This window comes from Nostoc sp. XA010, from assembly GCF_020829625.1.
Taxonomy (GTDB): Bacteria; Cyanobacteriota; Cyanobacteriia; order Cyanobacteriales; family Nostocaceae; genus Nostoc.
Genome location: NZ_JAIVFX010000002.1, coordinates 378541 through 402983 on the forward strand (window position 1 = coordinate 378541; position 24443 = coordinate 402983).

The window sequence follows — 24443 nt, forward strand, 5'->3', positions numbered from 1 at the left end:
AGGTAACTTAAAACACAGCAACAGCTAACACAAAGAAGGCAGGGGAATCGTAGACAAACTTCGTAAACAATTCTCTTACCAGAATCAGGTTTTAATTCCCAATTTATCTCTTGCTATCATCGTGTTAGATGTTCTTTGCCACATAAAAGCCTACTAATAAGAGATTAATCCTTGGCAAAGAAAGCGTTAATATCGACTTAACCAAGGTTAGACTTTAACCTTTTTCTTCATCATCCAGCCAAGGCTAAAAGCAAAAAGAGCGCCAATTAAAGGTGTAGAGTCAGGCACTTGTGTATACGAAACTCTACCTGATATGGGTTCACCATCTGGAGAAGTTCTAGAGAAAGCTGTAAAATCCTCACCGATGATTTCGTAACTAATAGAACTGGAAGGGTTAGATTTATCATTGAATAAATAATCTAATCCGAAATACGTTTGTCCTGTTGAAGATGTGGCTGGAAAGACAAGAGGGAAATCTGGATATTTGGTATCATCTTGTTCAGTATAAATGGTATCATCGTCAAATTGGAAAGAGAGTGATTTAATGGCGGCTACCGGATTAGCTTCATTACTAAAAGTTGAGTCATCAAAGCTAAAAAAGCCATTTCCCCTATTTACCGGACTATCAACTGTGAAAGCATAATTAATAATTGCAGCAGATACAGATTTTGCATCTACAGTCACAAGGGCTAAAGCAACACTAGCAGCAGCAAGCACTAATTGCGGAACAAATTTCATCTCAGTTTTCCTCACCATAAACTTCTGTAACCAATGCACACTAAAAAGTATAGAAATAGTTGGTTTTCAACTTACTTCTTTCCAAACCTGGTATTTATCACGGATTAGAATAGCGATCTAAATCAATGATTTTTGCCTTTTCAAGAAAAAGAAATAACTCTCCAATTTCTTGGAGACACCATATTTTAGAATCAGGAGTTTAAGTAGACTTTAATTAGAGGTAAAAATAAAATCAATTGTCGAGATTGCAGAGTGTCAAAATTTGCGATGGCGTACTCGTCACCGTAGGCGATCGCATTCTATGAATTTTTTCGCGTTAAACCAGAGTCATGTCCCGCAAGGAACAAAGTTATCTCTTGATGACTAAATATAGCCAAAAATCTTTAGTCTACTTCAGTAGACTTTAGCTGTTAGCCTGGAACTTTAGTTCCAGGCGGGTGAGCAAGCCAAGGTAATGAAAAACAATCTTTTATTGTCTTTGAAGTTACTTTTGTTTTCCACTAATCAAACGCGATGTGCAACTTATTCTTAGAACCCCGCTTCCATTCCTTTCCCCCACAGGGAGAGAGGCTTTGATTCTTGCTCCCCAACGCTAGTAGGGAAGGGGTTGGGGGTTAGGTTTGAGAGAAAGGTGCACATGGTGGGGTAATCAAGTAAATTTTGCGGTACTAGTACAGCGTGGCGTAAATCAAGCTATCATTTTAAAACTTGCAAAAGCCTTGATATACAAAAATTTTGACTTTTGACTTTTGACTTCCGCCTTGCGGCACTAGTTTTTTATTGTTCTAACATTTGGAAGAATCGGGTAAAGTAATCTGGAAAAGTTTTCGCTGTACAGCCAGGATCTTTAATTACAATCCCTGGAACCTTCAAGCCAGTGACAGCAAAAGCCATCGCCATTCGATGATCGTGATAAGTTTCAATTGCCGCCGGGGTAATGGGGCCAGGCTCAATTTTCAGTCTATCTGGAAATTCTTCAACCTGGACTCCTAGCCGACGCAACTCTGTTACCACAGCTTTAATCCGATCGGTTTCCTTATATCGAATATGTTCCACGTTCCGAATGGTAATCGGTGAACTGGCAAAGGGCGCGATCGCTCCTAATGTTTGCACCAAATCCGATATATCATTCATATCAATGTCGATGCCTTGCAATTGCTTCGGCCCCGTCACTTCGGTATAATCATCCGAATCTTTAATTTGACAACCCATCTGTTCTAAGACATTCAGCCAGAGAATATCACCCTGACAGGATTGTTTGGTCAAATGTTTGACGCGCACCCGTCCACCCGTGACGGCGGCGGCGGCGAAAAAGTAAGAAGCATTTGACGCATCGGGTTCTACTGTGTAATGTCGAGCTTGGTAACGTTGACCCGCTTTGATCTGAAATTGATTATCGCCGATTTGAATCACCTCCACGCCAAAATCTGCCATCAGACGACAGGTCATTTTGACGTAAGATTGAGAAACTAATGTCCCCTCAACCTCGATGTTCGTATCTTGTTGAGCATAAGGCGCAATCATCAGCAATGCCGAAAGTTGCTGACTTGTTTGGTTGGCTTTCAACCGAAAATTTCCGCCAGTGAATCCCTGGCTATAGACGGTGTAGGGCATAAACCCAGAGTTTCCCTCAAAGTTAACGGTTGCTCCACCCGTTTGCAGCACCGTCAATAAGTCACCCATCGGTCGTTCTCGCATCCTGGGAACGCCATCTAGGCGATATTCGCCGTTCCCCAGTGCTACCAGCGCCGAGATAAATCGTGCTGCTGTACCTGCCAAACCTACAAATAAATCTGCCTGTTTAGCTGGAATGTCTCCTCCTCTTCCCGCCACTTGGATTTGTGCCAGATCAGGATTTAGGGTAATGGGAATGCCTAATTGTTCTACGCATTTGGCAAAATACTCGCTATCTTCACTAAATAAAGCATTTTCTAAAAGGGAGTCACCTTGTGCCAAAGCTGCGACAAGCAACGCCCGATTAGTAAGACTTTTAGAACCAGGAATTTCTACCGTGGCATCCACTGGCCGATTTAGAGCAGGAATTGCAATGGTATCCACGTTAAACCTCTACGTAGGCGGTTAGCTACAACTTTATATATTGCCATATTCTGACCTAAAGGAGCAGTGACCTTACGAAATATGTGGTTTTTGGCCATATTCATCTTTGGTATTTACTGTCAATGGCAAAGTCATCAATTATTTAGAGACATAGGCGCTCATAAATGGATATGTATTAAGTGTATATACAGAATAGTCAGAGTATAAACTGGTAGGCGCTATAAAACCGCTTCTGAAAAAATTTGGAGGAGTATGTATTGTCTCTGATGCCAAAAGGATTGCACATTAAATAACTTTAATAAAGTTACTTTTGTATACTGCTTTCCGCTAATAAAATGCTATGATTCTAGCTTTTGCTTCCATGCGAAAGCGGCAAAATGGATAGTCAGTGATGTAGGCAAAATACCTTTGATACAGTGAGCCAGAACTCTTACAGGGGATTTTACCACGAGTGTTTGCCCCTCTTCATCGCATTAGCCAGTTTTCGAGTGTCTTGTCAAAGGGGTAGGGCATTTTATTTCTTCGATCTTCCTAGAAGTAAGCCTTTATTCTTCCATCTTAATACCAGAAGATTTTATACGTAAAATCACTGAACTATAGGATGAATTTAAAGCTGAATATATTTTAATGAGAAAAATTGAACTATGTCTATTACACGCATAATTGAAGGTCTAAATGAGTTTCATGACAACTATTTTCTTACACATCGGGAGTTGTTTGAACAACTCTCCCACGCTCAGAACCCAGAAGTATTATTCATCACTTGCTCTGACTCGCGCATCGATCCATGTTTAATTACTCAAAGTCAACCAGGAGAATTATTTGTTATCCGTAATATTGGTAATATAATTCCTGCTTATGGAATACAGAATAACAGCGAAGGAGCAGGCATAGAATATGCTGTCCAAGGTTTTGATATTAAAGTTATTGTCATCTGTGGTCATTCCCAGTGTGGAGCAATGAAAGGGCTATTACAAATAGGTAGCCTTGCTCAACAAATGCCTTTAGTTTATGACTGGTTAAAGCATTACGGTGAAGCTACTCGCCGCCTTGTCTTAGACAACTATAAGGATTCTCCCAGCGATAAATTATTAAAAATTGCAATTGAGCAAAATGTATTAACTCAGATAGAAAACCTAGAAACATACCCAATAATCCGCTCTAAACTACATAGTAATCAACTTACCCTTCATGCCTGGATTTATGAAATAGAAACGGGTGAAGTCTTTGCTTATGATGCAAGCGTTAGTAAATTTAAAATTTTGCAAAACCGTCCCTTTCCTGTACCTAATCTCCTGACCCGATTAACACCAGAATGATGAACTTAACTAAATTTAATCAATCATCGTTAGTGGCTAGTAAATTTCCAATTTCTAAAAATACTTGTAAAGATGCCAATATTAACATTCAAATTGCTGGATAACTACAAATAAAAACCCCTATAACAATTTGTTAAATTTGTGGCATTGGCGGTCAATATAATTTATTCTTGCCTTAAGATGATAAAACAATAGTCATCGTTAATGAAGAAGTACCTGTGAAATACACTATTTTGCAGGGAAATATGCAGTGATAAAAGTATTTATAGGAGTATTGATTAGCCTCTCGCAAAAAGAGGTGCAATTGCGTAAATACCCAGCATGTTGTCAGCAGATATCGCCACATTAGGGACTTCCAACTAAAAAAATATCCCTCCCTGCGGGACGCTACGCGTAGCTTGCTTCCCCAAAGGGTACCCCTTGGCGAGCTGGCGTTGTAGGGGAGGAAGAATCTAACGAACAATAGTCGCTCCCAAAATTGAATAATTTAATTTCTGGAAGTCCCTTATTTAGAATTGAGTGATATCAAACTCAAATTATTAAATGAACTAAAACTGGCTACAGAAGAAGAACACATCTATGGCAAGGTAATCCCAAAGTGTAATCTTGATGAGCATCTTTTTCTGCTTCAGTTTACAGTTCTTCTTTTAAAAGCGATGGTAATTCTTAATGCACTCTGTCAGGCTGGGTGAGGTTAGGGCATCAATATTGAAATAGCACTAAAGGGAGGTGTATATAAATACGGTTAACCGAAAAAGTAGGTAATCTAGATTTTTTTAAAAAAGTAACAATTGTTGCTGATAGAAGCAAGCGATCGCGCTAAGATTTTGGACTTAAGCCTGATTCAACTCCAATAACTCCTAACTCTGACTGAATAATTAATAATTCGTAGTTTATGCTATAGAGCAACTCACTTGAGTTATGGAGTTCAAAATATGATTTCTTCTAAAACTGAAATTCCATTAGATCCAAAGGACAAATGACCAACGTAAACAACTTTCAAAAACTAGTAGAACTTGCAAATGATCATGGTATTATTTGCCAGCCAACACCAGAAGAATGTTTGATTGCATCTTTGCCTGGAGAGGATGATTTCTTGTTAGCTTTTACTTGGTCTGGTACAGTTGAAGGAGAGCCGCCAGAGCATGAATTAATCGCAATTAGTGTACAGGATATAGTAAAAGAAGTTACCGTTGCAGCTTGGCAGATTCCTTTTTATTTATTCGGAAACGTTTTAAGGCAGGCTCAGATGCTTGTTGCTGCTCATAAAGATTTTGTTAGCTAGCAGACATGCCATAAGTAAAACTACTATCCCTGTCCACTGTGGCAGGGATTTTTATTTAGACTTTGAAAAGTATACAGGATTTTATTGGCTCAGTTTTTTGCTATCCGGCAAAAACAAGCTTGTCTTATCTAGGTTTTTTCTATGTAAATACTCGTAAAACACAAGTTAAGGTAAATATTTGTAATTAACTCAAACTTTATCTACTTATATTATACATTTCAATCCTCGGCAACACTTAACAGCAAGCAGATAACTGTATGCTATATAGATTGAGCGCTAATCCCAGCAGTTTGGGTTGAAGAAGAATTCAGAAGTCAGAATTCAGAATCAAGACGCTCGTTGCGCTAAAGCGCCTCCCCTTCTTCCAAAGGGAGAGGGTAGCGCCAAGGAAAAAGACTCGCTCTAAGCGTTCGCGTAGCGTCTTGTAGAGAAGCCATGCCGAAGGCAAAGCCTCTCGTAGAGAAGGCTTTAAGCAACGCTTACAGTCGGGGATTCAGACCCGCGACTTTCTTGTTGACCACCAAATTTTCTTGTTTTGTGGGGGTGCAAAAAGGTCGATTATTCAGACGCTCGATAGCGTAGCGTTAGCGACGTAGGAGGGTCTGACTTGCTTGCCGCCGGCGCTATCCGCTTTTTCGGTCAGAAATCATTGCTGTTAGGGGTAGCGGGGTCTTTAGCCCATTCTGACTCCTGACTCCTGAATTCTGTTCGATAAGCAAGATTTATCAACAACACTGCAAACCCCTTTTAGAGAAGAACACCCCTCTCTTGCCACCAGCCTGAAGAAGCCAGCATGTCTACTTACTATTATCAAGGATAGCTATAAATATGAACAAGCTTAACCGAGGAGTGCTTTTTCTGCAAGCTTTAGGACAGAGAAAAGGGCTTCGGGAACAAAAACATCATTTCATCGCCACCAGCCTAAAGGAGCTAGCGAGACTTTACTATTATCAAGGACGCCATGACCAAGCCGAAGAATTGTTAGTGAAAGCTTTAGGACAGGAAAAACAGCTGGTAGAAAAAAAACATCCTTTTGTCGCCACCAGCGTGAAAAAGCTAGCAGTCTACTATTCTCAAGGACGCTATGACCAGGAGGAAGAGTTGTTGTTGGAAGCTTTAGGACAGGAAAAACTGCTGCTGGGAGAAGAACATCCTTCTATCTTCGCCAGCCTGAACAACCTAGCAGTCTACTATTCTCAAGGACGTGACCGGGAGGAAGAGTTGTTAATGGAAGCTTTAGGACAGAAAAAACAGCTGCTGGGAGAAGAACATCCTTCTATCGTCACCAACCTGAACAACCTAGCTTCACTTTATGATTTTCAAGGACGCTACGACGAAGCCGAGCCGTTGTATCTGCAAGCTATATCAGTGTTTAAACACCTCCTGGAGACTTATCCGGAATGTTAATTTAGTCTGAAGTTCCCGAAATCGAAAGATAGAGAAAACTTCTAATCTATGCAGGGGGCTGGTCAAGCGATATAGTCAGGTTCAGCCCCAATACTTCTCGGTTAAGCATTTTTAATTCGGAATCGGGTTTTGGGAAAAGGTTACTAGGTTTGGGGTAAAGGTTTTTTCTTGCCCCTTTCTTTTTCCCCTTAACCGAGCAGTATTGGGTTCAGCCCTCTTTCTTCATAGTTTTTTGGGCAAAGGTATTGGCTTATAAACATTGGCTAAGTAGTTGGCTCAAAGCCATCACGGCTTTAAGAACACTGTACACAGATATTGCGTTGAGAGAGTTGATACTAAAGGCACTTACTCTCCCCAGTTCTGCACAACTGGCAGCAGCCAAGGGAAAACTGGAGCAGGAAATCAACGATGTCTACGACGAGACGCTACGCGAACGCTTACTCAAGCAGTCAGAAATTGCGATCAAACAAAGCGAGATTCGCTACCGTGCGATTATAGAAGATCAGACTGAAATGATTGCCCGATATTTACCAGACGGCAGACTCACATTTTTCAACAAAGCTTTTGCGCTTTATTTTGGGCGATCGCCAGAGGAAATGCTCGGCAGCCACGATCAACCCATTATCTTCGAGGCAGATCGGGAGCGAGTTGCTGAATTTGTAGCTTTAATTAGTGCTGATAATCCTGTTGTGATTATTGAGAATCGCGTGATTGTCGCAGGTGAGGTGCGTTGGACTAAGTGGCATAACCGAATGATATTTGACGAGCAAGGATGCTTGCTGGAATTTCAATCGGTGGGATACGATATCACAGACTTGAAGCAAATTGAAGAAACACTTTTTCAAGAAAAAGAATTAGCCGAGGTGACATTGCAATCGATCGGAGATGCAGTTCTTACCACTGATGCTTTTGGCAGAATTAAATACCTCAATCCGGTTGCAAAATCTCTGCTTGGATGTAGTGAAACAGCCGCAGAAGGGTTGCTGTTAGAAGAAGTCTTTGGAATTGTGCATGAATCGACACGGGAGATAGTTCAGAACCCAATTGCACAAGCGTTAAAGGAAAATCGAACTGTGAATTTAGCAAACCATACCGTCTTAATTAATCAGAACAATCAAGAAATTGCGATTCAAGATTCAGCCGCGCCCATTCGCAATCGTGAGGGAGAAGTGATTGGCGGGGTTATGGTGTTTCGTGACGTGACTAAGAACCGCGAGTTGTCGCGTCAGTTATCCTGGCAGGCAAGTCATGATGCCTTAACCGGATTGGTGAATCGCCAGGAGTTTGAGCAGCAGATTCAAAAAGCATTGCATCTTGCCAAGTTAGACTGCCAGAGTCATGCGTTGTGCTATTTGGATCTCGATCGCTTCAAAATTGTAAATGATACCTGTGGTCATGTGGCTGGAGACGAATTACTGCGTCAAATTACTGTCCTATTGCAGGAGAAGATTCGGAAAACTGATACACTGGCACGGTTAGGGGGCGATGAATTTGGCGTATTGCTCAGTCAGTGTCTGCCGGAGCAAGCTTTACGAGTTGCCAATCAACTGCTTGAATGTGTTCAAGAGTTCCGGTTTGTTTGGGAAAAGCAGGTATTCTCAATTGGAGTAAGTATCGGCTTGGTGGGTATTGACATGAATAGCGAGAGCCTTGTAGAGATTATGAGCACGGCTGATGCAGCTTGCTATACCGCGAAGAACCGGGGGCGCAATCGCGTGTACTTTGCTCAGACTGACGATCAGGAGCGACTGGAACAGCACAAGGAAATGCACTGGGCTAGCCGCATTTCTCAAGCATTGGAAAGTGATTGGTTTTGTCTCTATGTTCAACCCATTGCCGCTATCACTCCGGTGGCTCAAAACGGCGACTATTATGAAGTGCTGCTGCGGCTCCACGATGAGCAGGGAAATTTAGTGCTGCCGATGACGTTTATTCCAGCAGCAGAACGTTACGACTTGATGCACCTGATCGATCGATGGGTGATTCGGACTCTATTCAGGAATTGGATAAGGGTTGTTGGCGATAAACAAAACATTTATGCAATTAACCTCTCTGGCTGTAGCATCAACGATGATCAGTTTATTGACTTTCTGTATGAGCAGTTTACCCTACACTCCATCTCACCTCAGTGGGTTTGCTTTGAAATTACCGAGACTGTGGCGATCGCCAACTTGAGCAAAGCTAGACACTTCATTGAGTCACTTCAACAGATAGGCTGTCGCTTTGCATTAGACGATTTTGGCGTGGGGATGTCATCGTTTGCTTATCTCAAGTCTCTGCCTGTAGATTACCTCAAAATTGACGGGAGCTTTATTCGTAACATTATCGAGAATGCTGTAGATGAGGCGATCGTGACAGCAATCACACACATTAGCAGTGTGATGGGTATTAAGACAATTGCTGAGTTTGTAGAGAATGACGCAATTTTACAGCGAATTACGGCACTAGGAATTGATTACGCACAGGGATATGGCATTGGAATGCCTCGCCCATTGGGGTAGATCAGGATCTTGGGTTACGCAAAGCCTCCAACGCCACTTGCTACAACGCGGGAAACCCACGCAACGCAGTGGCTCCCCAACCTACACAACTTAAGGTTTTGACACTAATCAAATCGTATTGGCTTATACATTTATCAGCAGTTATCTCAGTAAAATTAATTAAATTCCTTTTATCTGGATTTTTAACCGCCTGCTACTCATTTGCTACTCAAAACGGTAGCCTAAGAGAATCCAGCAACTCACACACATTGGATCATGTTACCTAAACCCAAAAAGCACTGGACACCTTCAAATTGGGCAAGTTGGAAGCCCTTTGGCATTGGCGAACAGTATCCCAACAATTTTTGGGAGGTATTTCGGGCAATCTGGCTATCTCGTGACAAACTACCTTATGCGTGGAATATTCTCGATAAAGGTGTCTGCGATGGTTGCGCTCTCGGAACAACTGGGATGAAAGATTGGACTTTAGATGGTATCCATCTCTGCAATGTCCGGTTGCGGCTGTTGCAGATGAATACTATGCCAGCTTTTGACCCTGTGCTATTGGCGGATGTTTCGCAGTTACAAAAGCAAAAAAGTGCCCAATTACGCGACTTGGGAAGACTTCCTTACCCGATGATTCGTCAACGAGGGGAAAAAGGCTTTCGCCGTATGAGTTGGGATGAAGCTTTAGGGGTAATTAGCGATCGCATCCGTTCCACTACACCAGACCGTCTCAGTTTCTATGTTACCAGTCGCGGGACTGTCAACGAAACTTATTATGCTACCCAAAAAGCTGTGCGGGCAATGGGAAGCAATAATATTGATAATGCTGCCCGCATTTGCCATTCTCCCAGTACAGCAGGACTAAAAGCTGCTCTTGGTGCAGGGGCTACGACTTGTTCTTATAAAGACTGGATTGGTACTGATTTATTAGTCTTCATTGGCTCCAATGTTGCTAACAATCAGCCTGTTACCGTCAAATATCTCCATTATGCGAAAAAAGCTGGCACAAAGATTGTAGTTATTAATACTTACCGTGAACCAGGAATGGAGCGCTACTGGGTTCCCTCAATTGTAGAAAGTGCCGTTTTCGGTACAAAGTTTGCCGAAGACTTTTTCTTAATCAACATGGGCGGGGATATAGCATTTTTCAATGGCACTATTAAACATATAATTGCTAACAATTGGGTAGACCAGTCATTTATAGATTTATACACAGATGGCTTTGCCGAACTCAAGGCATCGTTAGAAAATCAATCTTGGGAAGAATTAGAGCGCCTTTCTGGCACATCCCGCGAGGAAATGTACGCCTTTGCCAAAATGGTCAAAGAAGCGAATAAAGCCGTATTTGTTTGGAGCATGGGCATTACCCAGCATGAATGCGGTGAAGATAATGTGCGAAGTATCATTAACTTAGCTCTTACCAAAGGTTTTGTCGGTCGGGAAGGCTGCGGTTTAATGCCAATTCGCGGCCACTCTGGGGTGCAGGGTGGTGCAGAGATGGGATGTTACGCGACGGTATTTCCTGGTGGTAAACCTATCACCCCAGAAAATGCTGCCCAATTGAGTCAACATTGGGGCTTTGATGTGCCAGCAAGTAAAGGTTTAATTGCTCCAGAAATGATTAACGCCGCACATCAGGGGGAAATGGAAGTGTTGGTTTCTGTGGGCGGGAATTTTTTAGAAGTACTGCCAGAACCAGATTATGTGGAAGCGGCGCTGAAGAAAATACCCCTGCGGGTACATATAGATATTGTTCTCTCCAGCCAGATGTTGGTGGAACCTGCTGATACTGTGGTGCTTTTACCTGCGACGACTCGCTACGAAATACCAGGGGGAGTCACAGAAACTAATACCGAACGCCGGGTAATTTTCAGTCCAGAAATTCCGGGGCCGCGCATTGGAGAAGCGCGTCCTGAGTGGGAAGTGTTTTTAGAATTGGCAAAGCGGGTAAAACCAGATTTGGCAGATAAGCTGGCTTTTGCTGACACAGCTGCTATCCGTCAAGAAATTGCTCAAGTTGTCCCGCAATATGCTGGTATTCAACACTTACAGCAGGCTGGCGATCAGTTTCAATATGGTGGCTCACATTTATGCTTTGGCTGGAATTTCCCTACAGCAGATGGTAAAGCACATTTTGGCGTATTATTGCCACGCCAAAGAGAATTACCAGAAGGCTATTTTTTATTAGCAACCCGCCGAGGTAAACAATTTAATAGTATGGTGCAAGAACGCAAGGATGCAATTACGGGGGCGATGCGAGAGGCGGTGCTAATGAATGCTGCTGATGCAGCACAGTTGGGTTTAAAAGATAGCGATCGCGTCATTCTTAAGAATGATTTAGGCGAGTTGTTGTGTCAAGTCTACATTGCGCCAATTCAGCCAAGAAACTTGCAAGTGCATTGGCCAGAAGGGAATGTGCTACTAGATAAAAGTAAGCGATCGCTAGAAGGTGTACCTGATTATAATGCGATCGTGCGGTTAGAAAAAATCTGAATCAAGTCTCATTTTCCCAGCTTTAAGATTTCCAACAGCATATCCATTAAGTTGCATCAAGACTACCGCAAAGATGAGCATCTCTGCGGTAGTTCTAACTTAAAGACTATTAAAGTAGAACAAAAACAACCAGATTTAGCTTAATGTGCTACTTTCAGTTATCCCTAATTCTAGGAAGTATTGAGAGTTGTTGCACTTAACTAACCGAAGGCTTGCACCACACTCAGCATGAAATTAACGCGTTGCTCAAACTCTAAATTTTTGATCAATGCGACAAATTCATCCGTTTCACCAGGTAGTTGATAGTCGGACGGCACTTGAATGACGCTTCCATTGTCCATTCCTTGTGCCAGCAGTAGCCAAACGTCTAATTTAGCATTGGGACTTAGAGCAGTATAGCCTTGGGTGATATTGTTATTTGCACCATTAATAATGTCGCGTTGTGCTTGCAGTTGCTCTTCTTTAGACAAGTCCTGGATTTGGTCAAACACTGCTTTAGCAAGAGCGTCAACGCTTTCAGGAGGTGCTGGGTTTAGCTGTTCTTTAAGATCTAAGTAACCGAACCAAAGTAGGGCTAGCTGAGTATCTACATCAAAACCTTTAAAGGTTTCTAAAGCTGGTTTTGTTGCTTCATCGGCTGTGTAAGTCATAAAAAACTCCAACTAAGTTAAGGTTATTTTGATTTCCTCAGTTACTTACTGAGAAGGTTTGCTTTGATTACTTCATATAACTTAACGAACAAAGGCAGATAGATAACCTTACTTAGGGTAGGTATATGACTCATTACATAAGACAGATATAGATAACTGAAATTGCTAGTTACAAAAATGCCTGCTTCGATGTATAGAAAGCAAAGATAAATGTTAAAACTTAAAGTAGCGTCTGCGACAGTAAGCGATCGCTTGAAGGGGTTCTTGACTATAATGCGATCGCGCGTCTAGAAAAACAAACCTAGATTACAGTAAGTTTATATCACCCTCATCACTCCAAAACTTGCAGCCATGTCCGCCGCCAAAGATTTTGAATTACCAAATGATGTAATATTTCCTCTAGGGGATTTATATAGTGACGAACCACCTTTGGAAAGCGAATTAAAATTTCAACATTTCTTTCATCATCTTCGACGAAAGTAAGGTTTTTTTGGCAAATAACGCTTTAGCGAACTTGGCTAAATCCTCTGCTGTTGAAACCAATCCACCATCTCCTAAACCATTGCCATCATTGACTTTGGCGTAGCTATCTAGCTTACCATCCTTATTGCGATCGCCATAACCTGTAGCTACTTCTCCAATTGTCGGTTCGCGCAGTTCCGTGAAGGTATGTTTTAATCCTAATGGTTTTAAAATCTGACTGCGAATTGCTTGTGCAAGAGTTCCTCTAGTGATATTTTCAACAATCAGTTCCAAAAGAATGTAGTTGCAATCAGTATAAATATGAAAATGCCAACTAAGAGTAAGACCAAAGCCACTGTTTGGGTAGTGGAAAATGGTAAAATGCGATCGCGTTTAGACCAACTCACCACCGAAGAACCTTTAGAAATTCGCCTTGCCCCTTTCCAGAAGACGGTAGCTGTAACCATGCGGACACCAGGGGCAGATTTTGAACTAGCTGCTGGTTTCCTCTACAGTGAAGGAGTAGTTAGCCACAGAGAAGATATCCGACGTATCAGTTACTGTGTGGATGAATTGGTAGATGGTGAACAACGCCATAACATTGTAAATGTAGAACTGCGGGATGGTTTGATTCCAGACTTACAGCCTTTGGAACGTCATTTCTACACCAGTAGCGCCTGTGGAGTGTGTGGTAAAGCTAGCCTTGAAGCTTTGCGTCTGCGGGGATGTCCAGTGATTCCTTCTGGCCCAACAGTAACACCTGAGATCATCTACAGCCTACCTGATAAGCTCCGGGCAGCTCAAGGTATCTTCACTGCTACAGGAGGTTTGCACGCTGCGGCTATTTTCAATGCTCAAGGACAACTGTTAAACTTGCGCGAAGATGTTGGACGACACAATGCTTTGGATAAATTGATTGGTACAGCTTTGCTCAGTGACGAGTTGCCTTTAAATAATTGTATTGTTTTAGTAAGTGGACGCTCTAGTTTTGAGATTTTGCAAAAATCTACAACTGCTGGAGTTCCAATTGTCTGTTCTGTTTCTGCTCCCAGTAGTTTGGCGGTGTCTGTCGCCAAGGAATTCGGAATTACCTTGATTGGATTCCTGCGCGGAGAAAGGTTTAATATTTACACTGGTTTGCAAAGAATAAACGCTGCTTAGGAACACGGATTTAATTATCTTCTAGCAAAGTCCAGAAGTAGCCATCTGGCGCAACAAACGAAAAACTCATCTCGCCAAATTCGTTACTAATGATATCTGTAACTTTTTGTACAGTACTTGCTTTGATGCGATCGCAATACTCCTGTATTCCCTTTACCCGATAGGTATATAAAGACATACCTAAGCTACCTGGTTGGGCAGCCTCAAAGCGCGATTCTAAATTTATCTCTTCTGGGAATCGAATAATGTAAAGTCTACCACTGCGTGCGGCCATCAGGTCAGACTTAGAAGAACGGGGATCATCAAAAGCCGTGACAATAAACTTTTCACCAGGATTAAGGTCAAAAATATCTTTACCTGCTGGTGAAGATTCATAGCTAGTTTCGACATCATCACGCACACGCAGCAAACCCAAAACGTCTTCATAAAACTTCAGCGTTTCTTTGCTGTCATCTTGAACTATGATTCCCAGGTGGGTAAACTGACTAGTCTTGAGAGCAGCATTATGGTTAACTTGTCCGTAATGCGGTAGTGTATAGCCAAACCGTTGAAATAAAACCTGTCGAGCTAAAGGTTGCAGTAGCAGCATTTCTCGTACACCAACTGCTGGCTCAATAAAAGGACGGCTTTTCCTTTCTTTGTTGTAGATGACTTCCCAATAAGGGATAGAGTACCTAATAGGCAAACCTGCCGCTTTAGCATCCTCTATATGATTTAAAATATTTAAAACATCTGCCGTTAAGCTTGTCGCCCAGCGATTTCCCTTAATTTTCATTGAGGCTGTTCCCAAACCTTCATGGGTAGGATTTTGCCAAATCATCAGCCGAATCAAACCATGATCTGAATTTTGGTGGTAGAGGCGGATTGAGCGTAAAGATGAATTTACCCCATATAATTGATTGGCTACATCTGCGGTTAATTCACCCATTTCACCAATGCGATAGCCAAATTGCTCCCAATACTGAATTGCAGAAATTGGCTCTGGAATGCCGATACAGACTTCATAGATACCTGCAATTGCGGTTTGTTGTTCTTGAGTCATAGCAATTTTGGATTTTAGATTTTAGATTTTAGATTGCTTCAAAATAAATAAAACTTGTCGCTGGCTTATAACAGAAACTCAGTTCCTGTTAGAGAGCATTCGCGTTTGGAGGAAAACTTTTCGATTTACTGAAATTATGCAAAAATTGGAGTTCAGATGTGGTGAGATCGCGCCATTGACCCAATTGTAGGTCATCTAATTTTAGGTGGGCTATGCTAACCCTAACCAGTCGCAAAGTCGGAAACCCTACAGCCGCAGTCATGCGCCGTACTTGGCGGTTTTTTCCCTCCGTCAAAGTCATTTCCAGCCAAGCTGTCGGTATATTTTTGCGAAATCTAATTGGCGGATTGCGTTCAGGTAGCTGTGGTTCTTGTGGTAACAGCCTAACTTCTGCTGCTTGAGTGCGATAATCTTGAATTTCCACACCTGTTTGTAACCTTTTTATCGCATCTGCATCTGGAATTCGCTCTACCTGTACCCAGTAAGTACGTTTATGACCAAAACGCGGATGGGCGAGACGATGTTGCAATTGCCCATCGTTTGTTAATAAAAGCAACCCTTCACTATCCCAGTCTAAACGTCCCACAGGATACACATCAGGTACATCAATATAATCTTTCAGGGTGCTATGTGTGGGAGCATCCTTTGTAAACTGGCTGAGAACGCCATAGGGTTTATAAAAAATAATATATCGGTAATGATTTGTCATTTGTCATTTGTTATTTGTCATTGGGCATTAATCAATAATTCTTCTTCCCCTGCCCCCTCTCAATGCTTCTGGGTTAAGCCTAAAATCAGGTAGATTAACAGTTATTCTCTAACAGATAATACCTTTTATGCGGAACACTACGCGTAGCCTACTTCCCTTGAAGCAAGGATTGAATGTTTAGTGAACTCCTAACTAATAAAATTCTGTTTTTTCCATATCTCATGCTCTATGACCAACTACTTTCGCTCTAATGTAGATGCAATGGCTAGCTACATTCCCGGTGAGCAGCCTCAACGCGGTACACAGATAATTAAACTCAACAGTAACGAGAACCCCTATCCTCCTTCGCCTGCGGCGCTAGCTGTGCTGCAAAATATTGATGGCGAGTGGTTGCGGCGGTATCCAGAACCTTTCGGGGGGGAGTTCCGGCAAGCTGCAAGTAAAGTTTTAGGTGTTCCTAGCGATTGGATAATTGTGGGAAATGGCAGTGACGAATTGTTGAGTGTGGTGATTCGAGCCTGTGCAGAACCTGGAACGAAAGTAGTTTATCCCATGCCAACTTATGTGCTATATCGCACGTTAACAGAAATGCAAGCTGCGGAAATTATTGAGATTCCTTACAGCAATGACTACAGTTTACCTTTAGAAGAACTAATTGCTGCCAATGGATGTGTGACATTCATTGCATCGCCTAATAGTCCATCGGGGCATGTGGTAGCAACAAATGATCTGCGAAAATTAGCCAGCCAGTTATCGGGAGTTTTAGTAATTGACGAAGCATACATAGATTTTACCGAAGAGAATGCATTGGCTTTGGTCAAGGACTACGAAAACGTTATTGTAATTCGCACACTTTCTAAAGGGTACTCGTTGGCTGGATTACGGCTGGGATTTGGGGTGGCGAATCCCAAGCTGTTGCAGGGATTGTTTAAGGTGAAAGATAGCTATAACATTGATGCGATCGCTTGTGCAATTGGCACGGCTGCTATTACCGATCAAGCTTATAAAAATGCTTGTGTGACAAAGATTAAAGCATCGCGGAATCAGTTAGCAACAGACTTAAAACAATTAGGTTTTCACCTTTGGGATTCCCAAGCTAACTTTTTGCTCGTACAGCCAAAAGAAGGAAACGCAGAATATCTTTATCAAAAACTGAAGGAACGGGGAATTTTAATCCGCTACTTCAAGCAGCCTGGACTAGATGATAAATTACGCATTACTGTTGGCACTGATGAACAAAATCAGGCTTTAGTTGAGGCACTAATTTATTTGTTAGAGATTGGGGATAAGGGAGCAGGGGGAGAAAAGTTGTGTAGGTTGGGTTGAGGAACGTAGCAAGATCCCGCAGGGTAACCCAACATTTCGGGGGCTTTGTTGGGTTGCGCTTTGCGTAGCCCAGAGCAGGCATCGCACTTTTGATCTCAATGTCCACGAATGATTTAGGACTGCTATATAAGCAACAGATAGCTCAAAGTCATGTTGAGGTACTCCGAAGTCGTGTTGAAGTACTCCGAAGTCGTGTTGAAGTACTCCGAAGTCGTGTTGAAGTACTCCGAAGTCGTGTTGGAGTACTCCGAAGTCGTGTTGGAGTACTCCGAAGTCGTGTTGGAGTACTTCAAACTTTGTCGCACCGCGATCAAGTACACGTAGGCGTAGCCCGCCGTAGGCATCGCTTTCATAAATCTCCACAAACAAAACCATCGCTTGACTTTTAAAACAGTCGCTACAATTTTTCACAAAGCCAAGCGTGTTGCAGTTAAGCTTTTTTCCTTCCCTGCCCCCTGGTCGCTGCCTCAAGAGCTTCACTCGTCATTTTTGGGTTGGTCAAGTACTAGCCTTGCCTTAAGGGGGATAGAGATCATAAATTCAGCTCCTTGTCCTAAAACTGATATACACTCCAACTGCCCTCGATGCTTATTAGTCACAATCTGGTAACTAATAGATAGCCCTAAACCAGTGCCTTTACCAACAGGTTTGGTAGTAAAAAAGGGTGTAAAGAGTTGCCGACGCACATTTTCACTGATACCAGAACCGTTGTCAGCAATGCGGATGACGGCAAAATTGCCTTCAACAGTAGTACGAATTGTAATGATACTTGGCTGACGTGTGATATCGGCATAAGTCCGATGTTTGTTAAATTCTTCCAAAGAGTCAATCGAATTAGCAATCAGGTTCATAAATACCTGATTCAGTTGGCCGGGGTAACATTCTACGGGTGGCAGGTTGCCGTACTCCTGTATTACCTGAATTCCCGGATGATCCGGTTGGGGTTTAAGCCGATTTTGCAAAATCATCAGGGTGCTATCAATGCCTTCATGGATATCAACGGCTTTGACTTCAGCTTCGTCTAGGCGGGAAAAGTTTCGTAAAGATAATACAATCTGGCGAATGCGATCGGTTCCTACTTTCATTGAAGCCAACAGCTTAGGTAAATCTTCCATCAAAAAATCTAAGTCAACCGCATCTATCTCATTCTGAACTTTAGGCGGTAAATTCTGGTTTTGCTGCTGATAAAGTTGTACTACACTCATCAAGTCTTTGACATAATTATTAACGTAAGTAAGGTTGCCGTAGATAAAGCTGACTGGGTTATTGATTTCGTGAGCAACGCCTGCTACCAACTGCCCCAGGCTAGACATTTTTTCGCTTTGCACCATCTGAGACTGGGTGAGCTTCAATTCATCGAGGGTGTGTTCTAGCTGTTTTGCTTTCTCACGCGCTTGTGTTTCCGAAATCTCTAACTCCTGGGAGTATATGTGCAAATTTGTGTAGAGCCGAGCATTTTCTATAGAGATGGAAACTTGCGAAGTTAATAAGTTTAGTACCTCTAATCGCTCTGCGGTAAAGACTCCGGTGGTGAGGTTATTTTCCAGGTAAAGAACTCCAGTTAGCTTACCCTGATGAGAGAAAGGCAAACACAAAATTGATTTGGGTTGATTGGCAACAATATAGTTGTCACTCACAAAACGTTCTGTGTGGCTAGCATCGTCTAAAACCAAATTTTCTTTTGTTCTTTCAACATAGTTAATCAGCAAAACTGGTAGTTTATGCTTTACTTGAAAAAGACTCGACGATCGCACTGTCACTTGATCTCGATCAATGCTTCCTTCGGCTTCAATCACCCACTGGTTCTCTCGTTTTACAAGTAGATAACCCATTTGGGCCCCAGCATTCTCGATCGCGATCGTCATCATCTTCTCTAACAGCCGACTTAGCTCCATCTCGCTTGAGAGTGCTTGGGACGCTTTAATCGCTGTGCTGATATCTAGAGTTTGGGTTTTAACTTCAGAAATATCCTGGATCTTCTTTGTAGTCTTACCTCGCCCAGCTACTTCCCCAACTGTATCTGTAAAAATTTGGGAATATTGTTCGTCCAGTTGCCAGACTTTACCTGTAGCTTCCCACTTTAGATAGCAATAGCGGGCTTCTTTAAAATAAACTTTGGCAAAGTTTTTCCTATCCTTGGCCAAGTAAAATCGAAATGCGACTTCGTTTGCCAAGGCTTCATTTTGTAAATAACCATTTTCGGCAGCAGAAGCGATCGCTTTATCATACAGCTCCATTGCTTGATAATCTTGTTGGTGAATCCGAGCAATTTCAGCTTGGATCAGCAATAACTTGTGTTGATAATTGCTTGGGCAGTGCATTGCCCATTGCTGGAATTTTTCTAAGTTGGCATTTAGTTTATGCAGATAAATGGCTTGAGTTTCGATATCTGCCTCCGCATAAGCCCCTGCTAAGGCAATACTTTGGTGAAAATAGAAAACAGGATTAATAAAAATCCCTCGCGCTCCTCCAACAAATTTTTCGGCATTCTCTGCATACTCAACAGCTTTTGTATATTCTCCATACCAGTTACAGAGCGCAAGTTTATAGATGTAAACTACAAATGCACTCAACATATCCGAAGATGCCAACGCAAACTCTAGCACTTGCCGTTCATCTGCCCAAGTTCCAACAAGTTCATCAATCTTTTCTGCTGGCTTAGTTAGGTTAGCGATCGCTTCCATAGCCAACAGATGGTAGTTCAACATATTTCTGTCAATTTTGCGGAGGCTAGGAATAAAATCTTCGGCTACTTCTGCGGTTTTTTCTAAAGATTCATTCCCAAATAAGCATTGCCATAAAAAGTTAACCGAACAATAACCAGACCATTGATAAGAACCTGTTTCTAAACCACTATTAAATCCCTTCAATAAATAAGGTTTTGCCTGGCTAATATGGTCTTTGTAATGACAAATTAAACCTCCCCACATATTCAAAATATTTGCTTCTAATTCTTTCGTTATTAAAATTTCATGCAAACGCAGAGATAGTTCACCAAACTCATAACCTGAATCCACCTCACCATATTGAAATACTAAATTGAAGGAATACAGCATGTAACCAAATACAGAAATTGGTGAGTTGCCATACTGAACTGAAAGTTGAGTTATATTCATTGATGTGATATGCAACGCTTTAGATCCCAAAAAGTAGGCAATAGGCCAGACTTCTTTTAAGATGCGTTGAGCCATCAGCTTCTCTTCGTCTTGCATTGGTGGTAGTTCTGCAAGACTAAAAATTGAGCGATCGCCAATAATTTTTTTGGTTTGATTAAGTTTTTCTAATAGATATGCATCATCGGGGTAAGCTGTAAACTCCAAGCCTAAAAACTCTAAAGTATTTAATCCAATTTTATATGCGGAGTTTAAATCATTCTCCATCCGATAACACATAATTCGATATTCGTTCACCCGACACATATCAAGAGTAGTTTGAACCTGGCTGAAACTCTGCTCGAAAATCAGCAAAGCTTCCTCATATTTTCCATTTAAAAATTCGGCTTCTCCAGATTGTAAATATAAATTTAAGGTAAGTAAATAATTATCCTGCCAGCTATTTTTAGGTAGATAACCCATCCCTGTTTTTAGCAACTTGAGTGCAGTTACAAACGCCGAAGATGATTTTGCTCGCTGCCCTGCTTTCAGATTTAATTCTGCCAATTCATATCTTTCTGCTGGTTCCACAATCAATGAACTGCCAGCATTGAGATGGTTAACGATATCAAAAAGATGTTCTTCTAATTGTGCTTTTTCAGTATTATGTAATAGTAATTTACCTACCTTTAGGTGTACTTGTTGTTGCTGATCGATTGGAATTAAAGAATAGGCAGCTTGTTGAACGCGATCATGCAAAAACTTATAGTCAACTTGTACAGCAGTATTGCAGTATGTTGCCAATTCTGACTGATTCAACAACTGAGGAATTTTGTAAGTATCGCTCAAAGGAAGAATTAATCCTGCTTGCAAAGCTGACCATAAATCAATTGCTGTTGCTGATGGAGATTTTTCGTTGACTACAGCTAGAATTTCTAAATTAAACCGATTGCCAACACAAGCAGCTAATTGTAAAACTTGTTGCGTTGGTTCTGAGAGCCTTTGAATTTTATTCACCATTAAATCGACTACATTATCGGTAATGGCTTGTTCCTGAATTTTGTTGAGATCCCACTGCCATAAACCCGAACGATAATCAAATGTCAAGAGATTATCTTGATGTAGTACTTTTAGTAACTGAGTCAAGAAAAAGGGATTGCCTTGGGTTTTTTGAAATAGCAAATTGGCTAAAGGTTCTGCCTGAGATGATTCGCAATTGAACGTTTCAGTAACTAGTTGAGTAATATGAGGTGTTGCTAATGGCTTCAAAAGCAACTCTTCAACGGTAGCCCCAGATGCTTTAATTGCCTCTAGCATTAATATCAGGGGATGGGTGGGACTAACTTCGTTATCTCGGTAAGCCCCAATCAGCAAAAGATACTGACTTTCTGGGTCAGTCATCAGATTCTCGACCAGGTTCACAGAGGCAGCATCCGCCCATTGGAGATCATCTAAAAACAGTACTAAGGGATGTTCAGGAGCAGTAAAGGCATGGATAAATTGCTTAAATACCCGATTAAAACGATTTTGAGATTCAGCAATGCCCAACTGCGGTACAGGGGCTTGCTGCCCAATAATCAGTTCTACTTCCGGGATGACATCAATAATAACTTGACCATTAACTCCCAATGCTTGTAGTAATTTATTTTTCCAAACCTCAACTCTGGCTTGGCTTTCAGCTAACAGTTGTCGCATCAATTCTCGAAATGCTTGAATCAAAGAAGCATAAGGAATATCTCGCTTAAGTTGGTCAAATTTGCCACCGATGAAGTAACCTCGTTGCCCGACAATCGGTTTGTGAACTTCGTTAATTAATGAGGATTTGCCGATACCAGAATATCCTCCTACTAAGACAACTTCGCTAGAACCAAGGCTAACTTTTTCAAAGGCAGCCATTAAAGCCGCCACTTCTACTTCCCGACCGTAAAGTTTTTGAGCTATTTGGAATTGATGCGAAAAATCTTGCTGGCCTAAGGTAAAAAGCTCAATGCTGCCTTTTGTTTGCAGTTGTATGGCTGCTTGCTCTAGGTCAGCCTTTAACCCGTAAGCACTCTGATAGCGGTCTTCAGCAGTTTTGCTGAGAAGTTTCATAGCGATCGCAGAGATTGCCAGTGGTACATTAGGATTAATCTCATGCGGAGCTACTGGAATTTTCGCAATGTGACAATGTACCAATTCCATTGGGTCTTGAGCATTCTGGAAGGGGAGCCGACCCGTCAGCATTTCGTAAAAAATGACACCTAATGAGTAAAAATCTGTACGATAATCTAAGGTTCGATTGATGCGTCCAGTTTGTTCTGGCGACATATAAGCCAGCGTTCCTTCTAGGAGGTTGAGGCTACTGATTTCTGGACTTTCTTTTGACAGCAGCGAAGCGATGCTGAAGTCAATCAATTTTATTTTTTCGGTATTGGGGTTATAAAGAATGTTTTCGGGCTGAAGATCCTTATGAATAATGTGCTGGGTATGTAACTCTCCTAAAGTTTCAGTAATTTGACCGGCGATGTTGAGAAATTTCGTAAGTTCAAAGCCTATATTAGATATCTGAACTTTTAAAGATTCTCCACCAAAGTCTTCTAAAACCATTGCTAGACCATTACTATAACCGTTGTCGTAACTAATTAATTCATAAGCTCTGATTACACCTGCAATGTTCAGGTTTTGGATAATTTCGTATTCGTGCTTAATCTGAGCAATCTCTTTGACAGTCGGATATTCTGCTTTAAGCAGTTTGATGACAACTGAGTTCCCGTTAGCCTTGGAGTATGCTCGATAAATTACTGTGGCAGTAGCTTCATAAATTAAACTTGCAATACTATAATCTGGGATACGAGCAATTAATTTAAGCATTCTTACTTGGCTGAATGTTGTTTTATAATAGATTTTGATGGTTACTATAATAATTCCCGAAATTCAGGTTAAATTAACTCTTCAAATACTATTGAAGAAGGCAGTTCTTGGTGGAGGTAGGAATTTAGATGAGGCTCCTCTTCAAAACGCTTTTCTCTCAACCCCATCTAAATTCCAAGCAACCCTTACGGGTGATACTCATTCCGAACGCTACGAAGATAGCTAGTTGCCTACGACTGTTACCCGTTTACAGGACTGGACTCACAATTTCAAAGATTTTTTTGGTATTCTTAACTGAAACCTCAAGTGAGCTTGCTCTAGCAGCAGGAGTTAGAGGGTAGTATTCCTGTTGCCTTCTTCTTCAACTTTTGGTAATTCCGCTCTAAGACTTGCGCCTGTTTAGCATTTTGCGATCGCACCAGATTCTGATTAACCAAAATTCTGATAGCATGTCAAACTAAAAGACAAAGGATTAACAGAGGTTTTTAAGAATGCATTCTGTAGAAAAACTTGAGCCAACATGGCAGGATAGCGCACTAGAGAGCATTATAAATATAGTAAGAGCGCCTGATGGTGACTTTGAAAGTGTTGGCAACTTGGCAAATACTGTTAGTGATTTGCACAGTTTACAAAAAATGATAGAACTTCTTCATAGCACAGCACAAGGAAAGGAAGCATTTCAAAAGCGCCCAAGATTAGGTGATATCGATTTACAGGAACTTTATTGTTTACCTACCAATACATTGGGATATACCTATGCTGAACACATGTTCAAGAACAATTTGAAACCCTTACATTCAGGGCAAGTAGAGAATGATTACCAATTTTTAGGAGCGCATATCACAGAAACACATGACATTTGGCACATTATTACTGGATGCAATACAAACATTCTTGGAGAAATTCAATTAGAAGCTTTTTATGTTGCCCAATTACACTTTTCGCGTTTCTGGTTAGCATTATTAGCTAAAAATCTTGTCAAAGCTGCTATTTACGATATTGAGGTATCGACAACATATATGGATGCAATAACTAAGGGATGGTTAATGGGAAAACAAGCTCTGCCTCTGTTTGGTATTGAATGGAATTTATTGTGGTCAAAGCCACTGGAGGATATCCGCGCTTCCTTCAACATTATTCTTGAAACTTAATGCAAGGCATCTCACATCAAGGGTGAATCTGACTATTCCCATTGATGAGTCTCCTTTGTGGGTTTTGGAGTGATTTGTGGCGCTTGTTATAGAGCAATTTACTTGAACCTATCCCACTATTCTAAAAATCCCTACTTATTTTCAGAAAACTTGCTTAAAAGCCTTGATTTTTAGTTTAGAATTATCAATTAGCTTAAGCTTTATACCACAGATA

17 protein-coding genes are annotated in these 24443 nt (G+C 41.5%); 10 read left to right on the forward strand and 7 right to left on the reverse strand.

Features of this window, described 5'->3' with window-relative positions; all coding sequences use genetic code 11:
* Positions 1–207: 207 nt before the first annotated feature.
* Both LC608_RS04635 and aroA read right to left on the reverse strand, forming a co-directional pair.
* Positions 208–738, reverse strand: a complete 531-nt coding sequence (locus LC608_RS04635; protein WP_229552403.1) for a PEP-CTERM sorting domain-containing protein — start codon at positions 736–738, stop codon at positions 208–210.
* A 777-nt stretch (positions 739–1515) separates the two neighbouring features.
* Positions 1516–2796, reverse strand: coding sequence for a 3-phosphoshikimate 1-carboxyvinyltransferase (aroA, locus tag LC608_RS04640; protein WP_229552404.1), 1281 nt, complete (start codon positions 2794–2796; stop codon positions 1516–1518).
* A gap of 644 nt (positions 2797–3440) precedes the next feature.
* Here aroA and LC608_RS04645 point away from each other — a divergent pair.
* From LC608_RS04645 to LC608_RS04665, 5 genes are all read left to right on the forward strand, one after another.
* Positions 3441–4115: a carbonic anhydrase gene (locus tag LC608_RS04645; RefSeq protein WP_229552405.1), complete on the forward strand. Its 675-nt coding sequence runs from the start codon at positions 3441–3443 to the stop codon at positions 4113–4115.
* A 979-nt stretch (positions 4116–5094) separates the two neighbouring features.
* Positions 5095–5400: a hypothetical protein gene (locus tag LC608_RS04650; protein ID WP_229552406.1), complete on the forward strand. Its 306-nt coding sequence runs from the start codon at positions 5095–5097 to the stop codon at positions 5398–5400.
* A gap of 828 nt (positions 5401–6228) precedes the next feature.
* Positions 6229–6807 carry a tetratricopeptide repeat protein gene (locus tag LC608_RS04655; protein WP_229552407.1) on the forward strand — a complete coding sequence of 193 codons (579 nt, stop codon included), beginning with the start codon at positions 6229–6231 and terminating at the stop codon, positions 6805–6807.
* A gap of 245 nt (positions 6808–7052) precedes the next feature.
* The gene (locus LC608_RS04660; RefSeq protein WP_229552408.1) at positions 7053–9308 is read left to right on the forward strand and encodes an EAL domain-containing protein; all 2256 of its coding nucleotides are present in this window, start codon (positions 7053–7055) and stop codon (positions 9306–9308) included.
* 255 nt (positions 9309–9563) lie between these two features.
* Positions 9564–11786 carry an FdhF/YdeP family oxidoreductase gene (locus LC608_RS04665; protein WP_229552409.1) on the forward strand — a complete coding sequence of 741 codons (2223 nt, stop codon included), beginning with the start codon at positions 9564–9566 and terminating at the stop codon, positions 11784–11786.
* A gap of 200 nt (positions 11787–11986) precedes the next feature.
* Here the strand turns inward: LC608_RS04665 and LC608_RS04670 are convergent, their stop codons facing one another.
* Positions 11987–12436, reverse strand: coding sequence for an orange carotenoid protein N-terminal domain-containing protein (locus tag LC608_RS04670; protein ID WP_229552410.1), 450 nt, complete (start codon positions 12434–12436; stop codon positions 11987–11989).
* Between the two features lie 441 nt (positions 12437–12877).
* A complete protein-coding gene (locus tag LC608_RS04680; protein WP_229552411.1) occupies positions 12878–13192 on the reverse strand; it encodes a serine hydrolase domain-containing protein in 315 nt (104 codons plus the stop codon).
* A gap of 27 nt (positions 13193–13219) precedes the next feature.
* Here LC608_RS04680 and fdhD point away from each other — a divergent pair, with 27 nt between their 5' ends.
* Complete coding sequence (gene fdhD / locus LC608_RS04685) at positions 13220–14059, forward strand: formate dehydrogenase accessory sulfurtransferase FdhD (RefSeq protein WP_229552412.1); 840 nt, start codon at positions 13220–13222, stop codon at positions 14057–14059.
* A gap of 10 nt (positions 14060–14069) precedes the next feature.
* Here the strand turns inward: fdhD and LC608_RS04690 are convergent, their stop codons facing one another.
* Both LC608_RS04690 and LC608_RS04695 read right to left on the reverse strand, forming a co-directional pair.
* A complete protein-coding gene (locus LC608_RS04690) occupies positions 14070–15101 on the reverse strand; it encodes a VOC family protein (protein WP_229552413.1) in 1032 nt (343 codons plus the stop codon).
* Positions 15102–15189: 88 nt separating this feature from the next.
* Positions 15190–15810 (reverse strand): rRNA large subunit pseudouridine synthase E, encoded by a 621-nt coding sequence (locus LC608_RS04695; protein ID WP_229552414.1) that lies wholly within the window; start codon positions 15808–15810, stop codon positions 15190–15192.
* 228 nt (positions 15811–16038) lie between these two features.
* Here LC608_RS04695 and hisC point away from each other — a divergent pair, with 228 nt between their 5' ends.
* On the forward strand, positions 16039–17136 hold the full coding sequence (gene hisC, locus LC608_RS04700; protein ID WP_229552415.1) for a histidinol-phosphate transaminase: 1098 nt from the start codon (positions 16039–16041) through the stop codon (positions 17134–17136).
* 98 nt (positions 17137–17234) lie between these two features.
* The gene (locus tag LC608_RS04705) at positions 17235–17525 is read left to right on the forward strand and encodes a hypothetical protein (RefSeq protein ID WP_229552416.1); all 291 of its coding nucleotides are present in this window, start codon (positions 17235–17237) and stop codon (positions 17523–17525) included.
* An 87-nt stretch (positions 17526–17612) separates the two neighbouring features.
* On the opposite strand, the gene LC608_RS04710 is transcribed toward LC608_RS04705, so the two are convergent.
* Positions 17613–23078, reverse strand: a complete 5466-nt coding sequence (locus LC608_RS04710) for an ATP-binding sensor histidine kinase (protein WP_229552417.1) — start codon at positions 23076–23078, stop codon at positions 17613–17615.
* 37 nt (positions 23079–23115) lie between these two features.
* Between LC608_RS04710 and LC608_RS04715 the strand changes: the two genes are divergently transcribed.
* Both LC608_RS04715 and LC608_RS04720 read left to right on the forward strand, forming a co-directional pair.
* Positions 23116–23304: a hypothetical protein gene (locus LC608_RS04715; protein WP_229552418.1), complete on the forward strand. Its 189-nt coding sequence runs from the start codon at positions 23116–23118 to the stop codon at positions 23302–23304.
* A gap of 265 nt (positions 23305–23569) precedes the next feature.
* Complete coding sequence (locus tag LC608_RS04720) at positions 23570–24229, forward strand: Coq4 family protein (RefSeq protein ID WP_229552419.1); 660 nt, start codon at positions 23570–23572, stop codon at positions 24227–24229.
* Positions 24230–24443 lie beyond the last annotated feature (214 nt).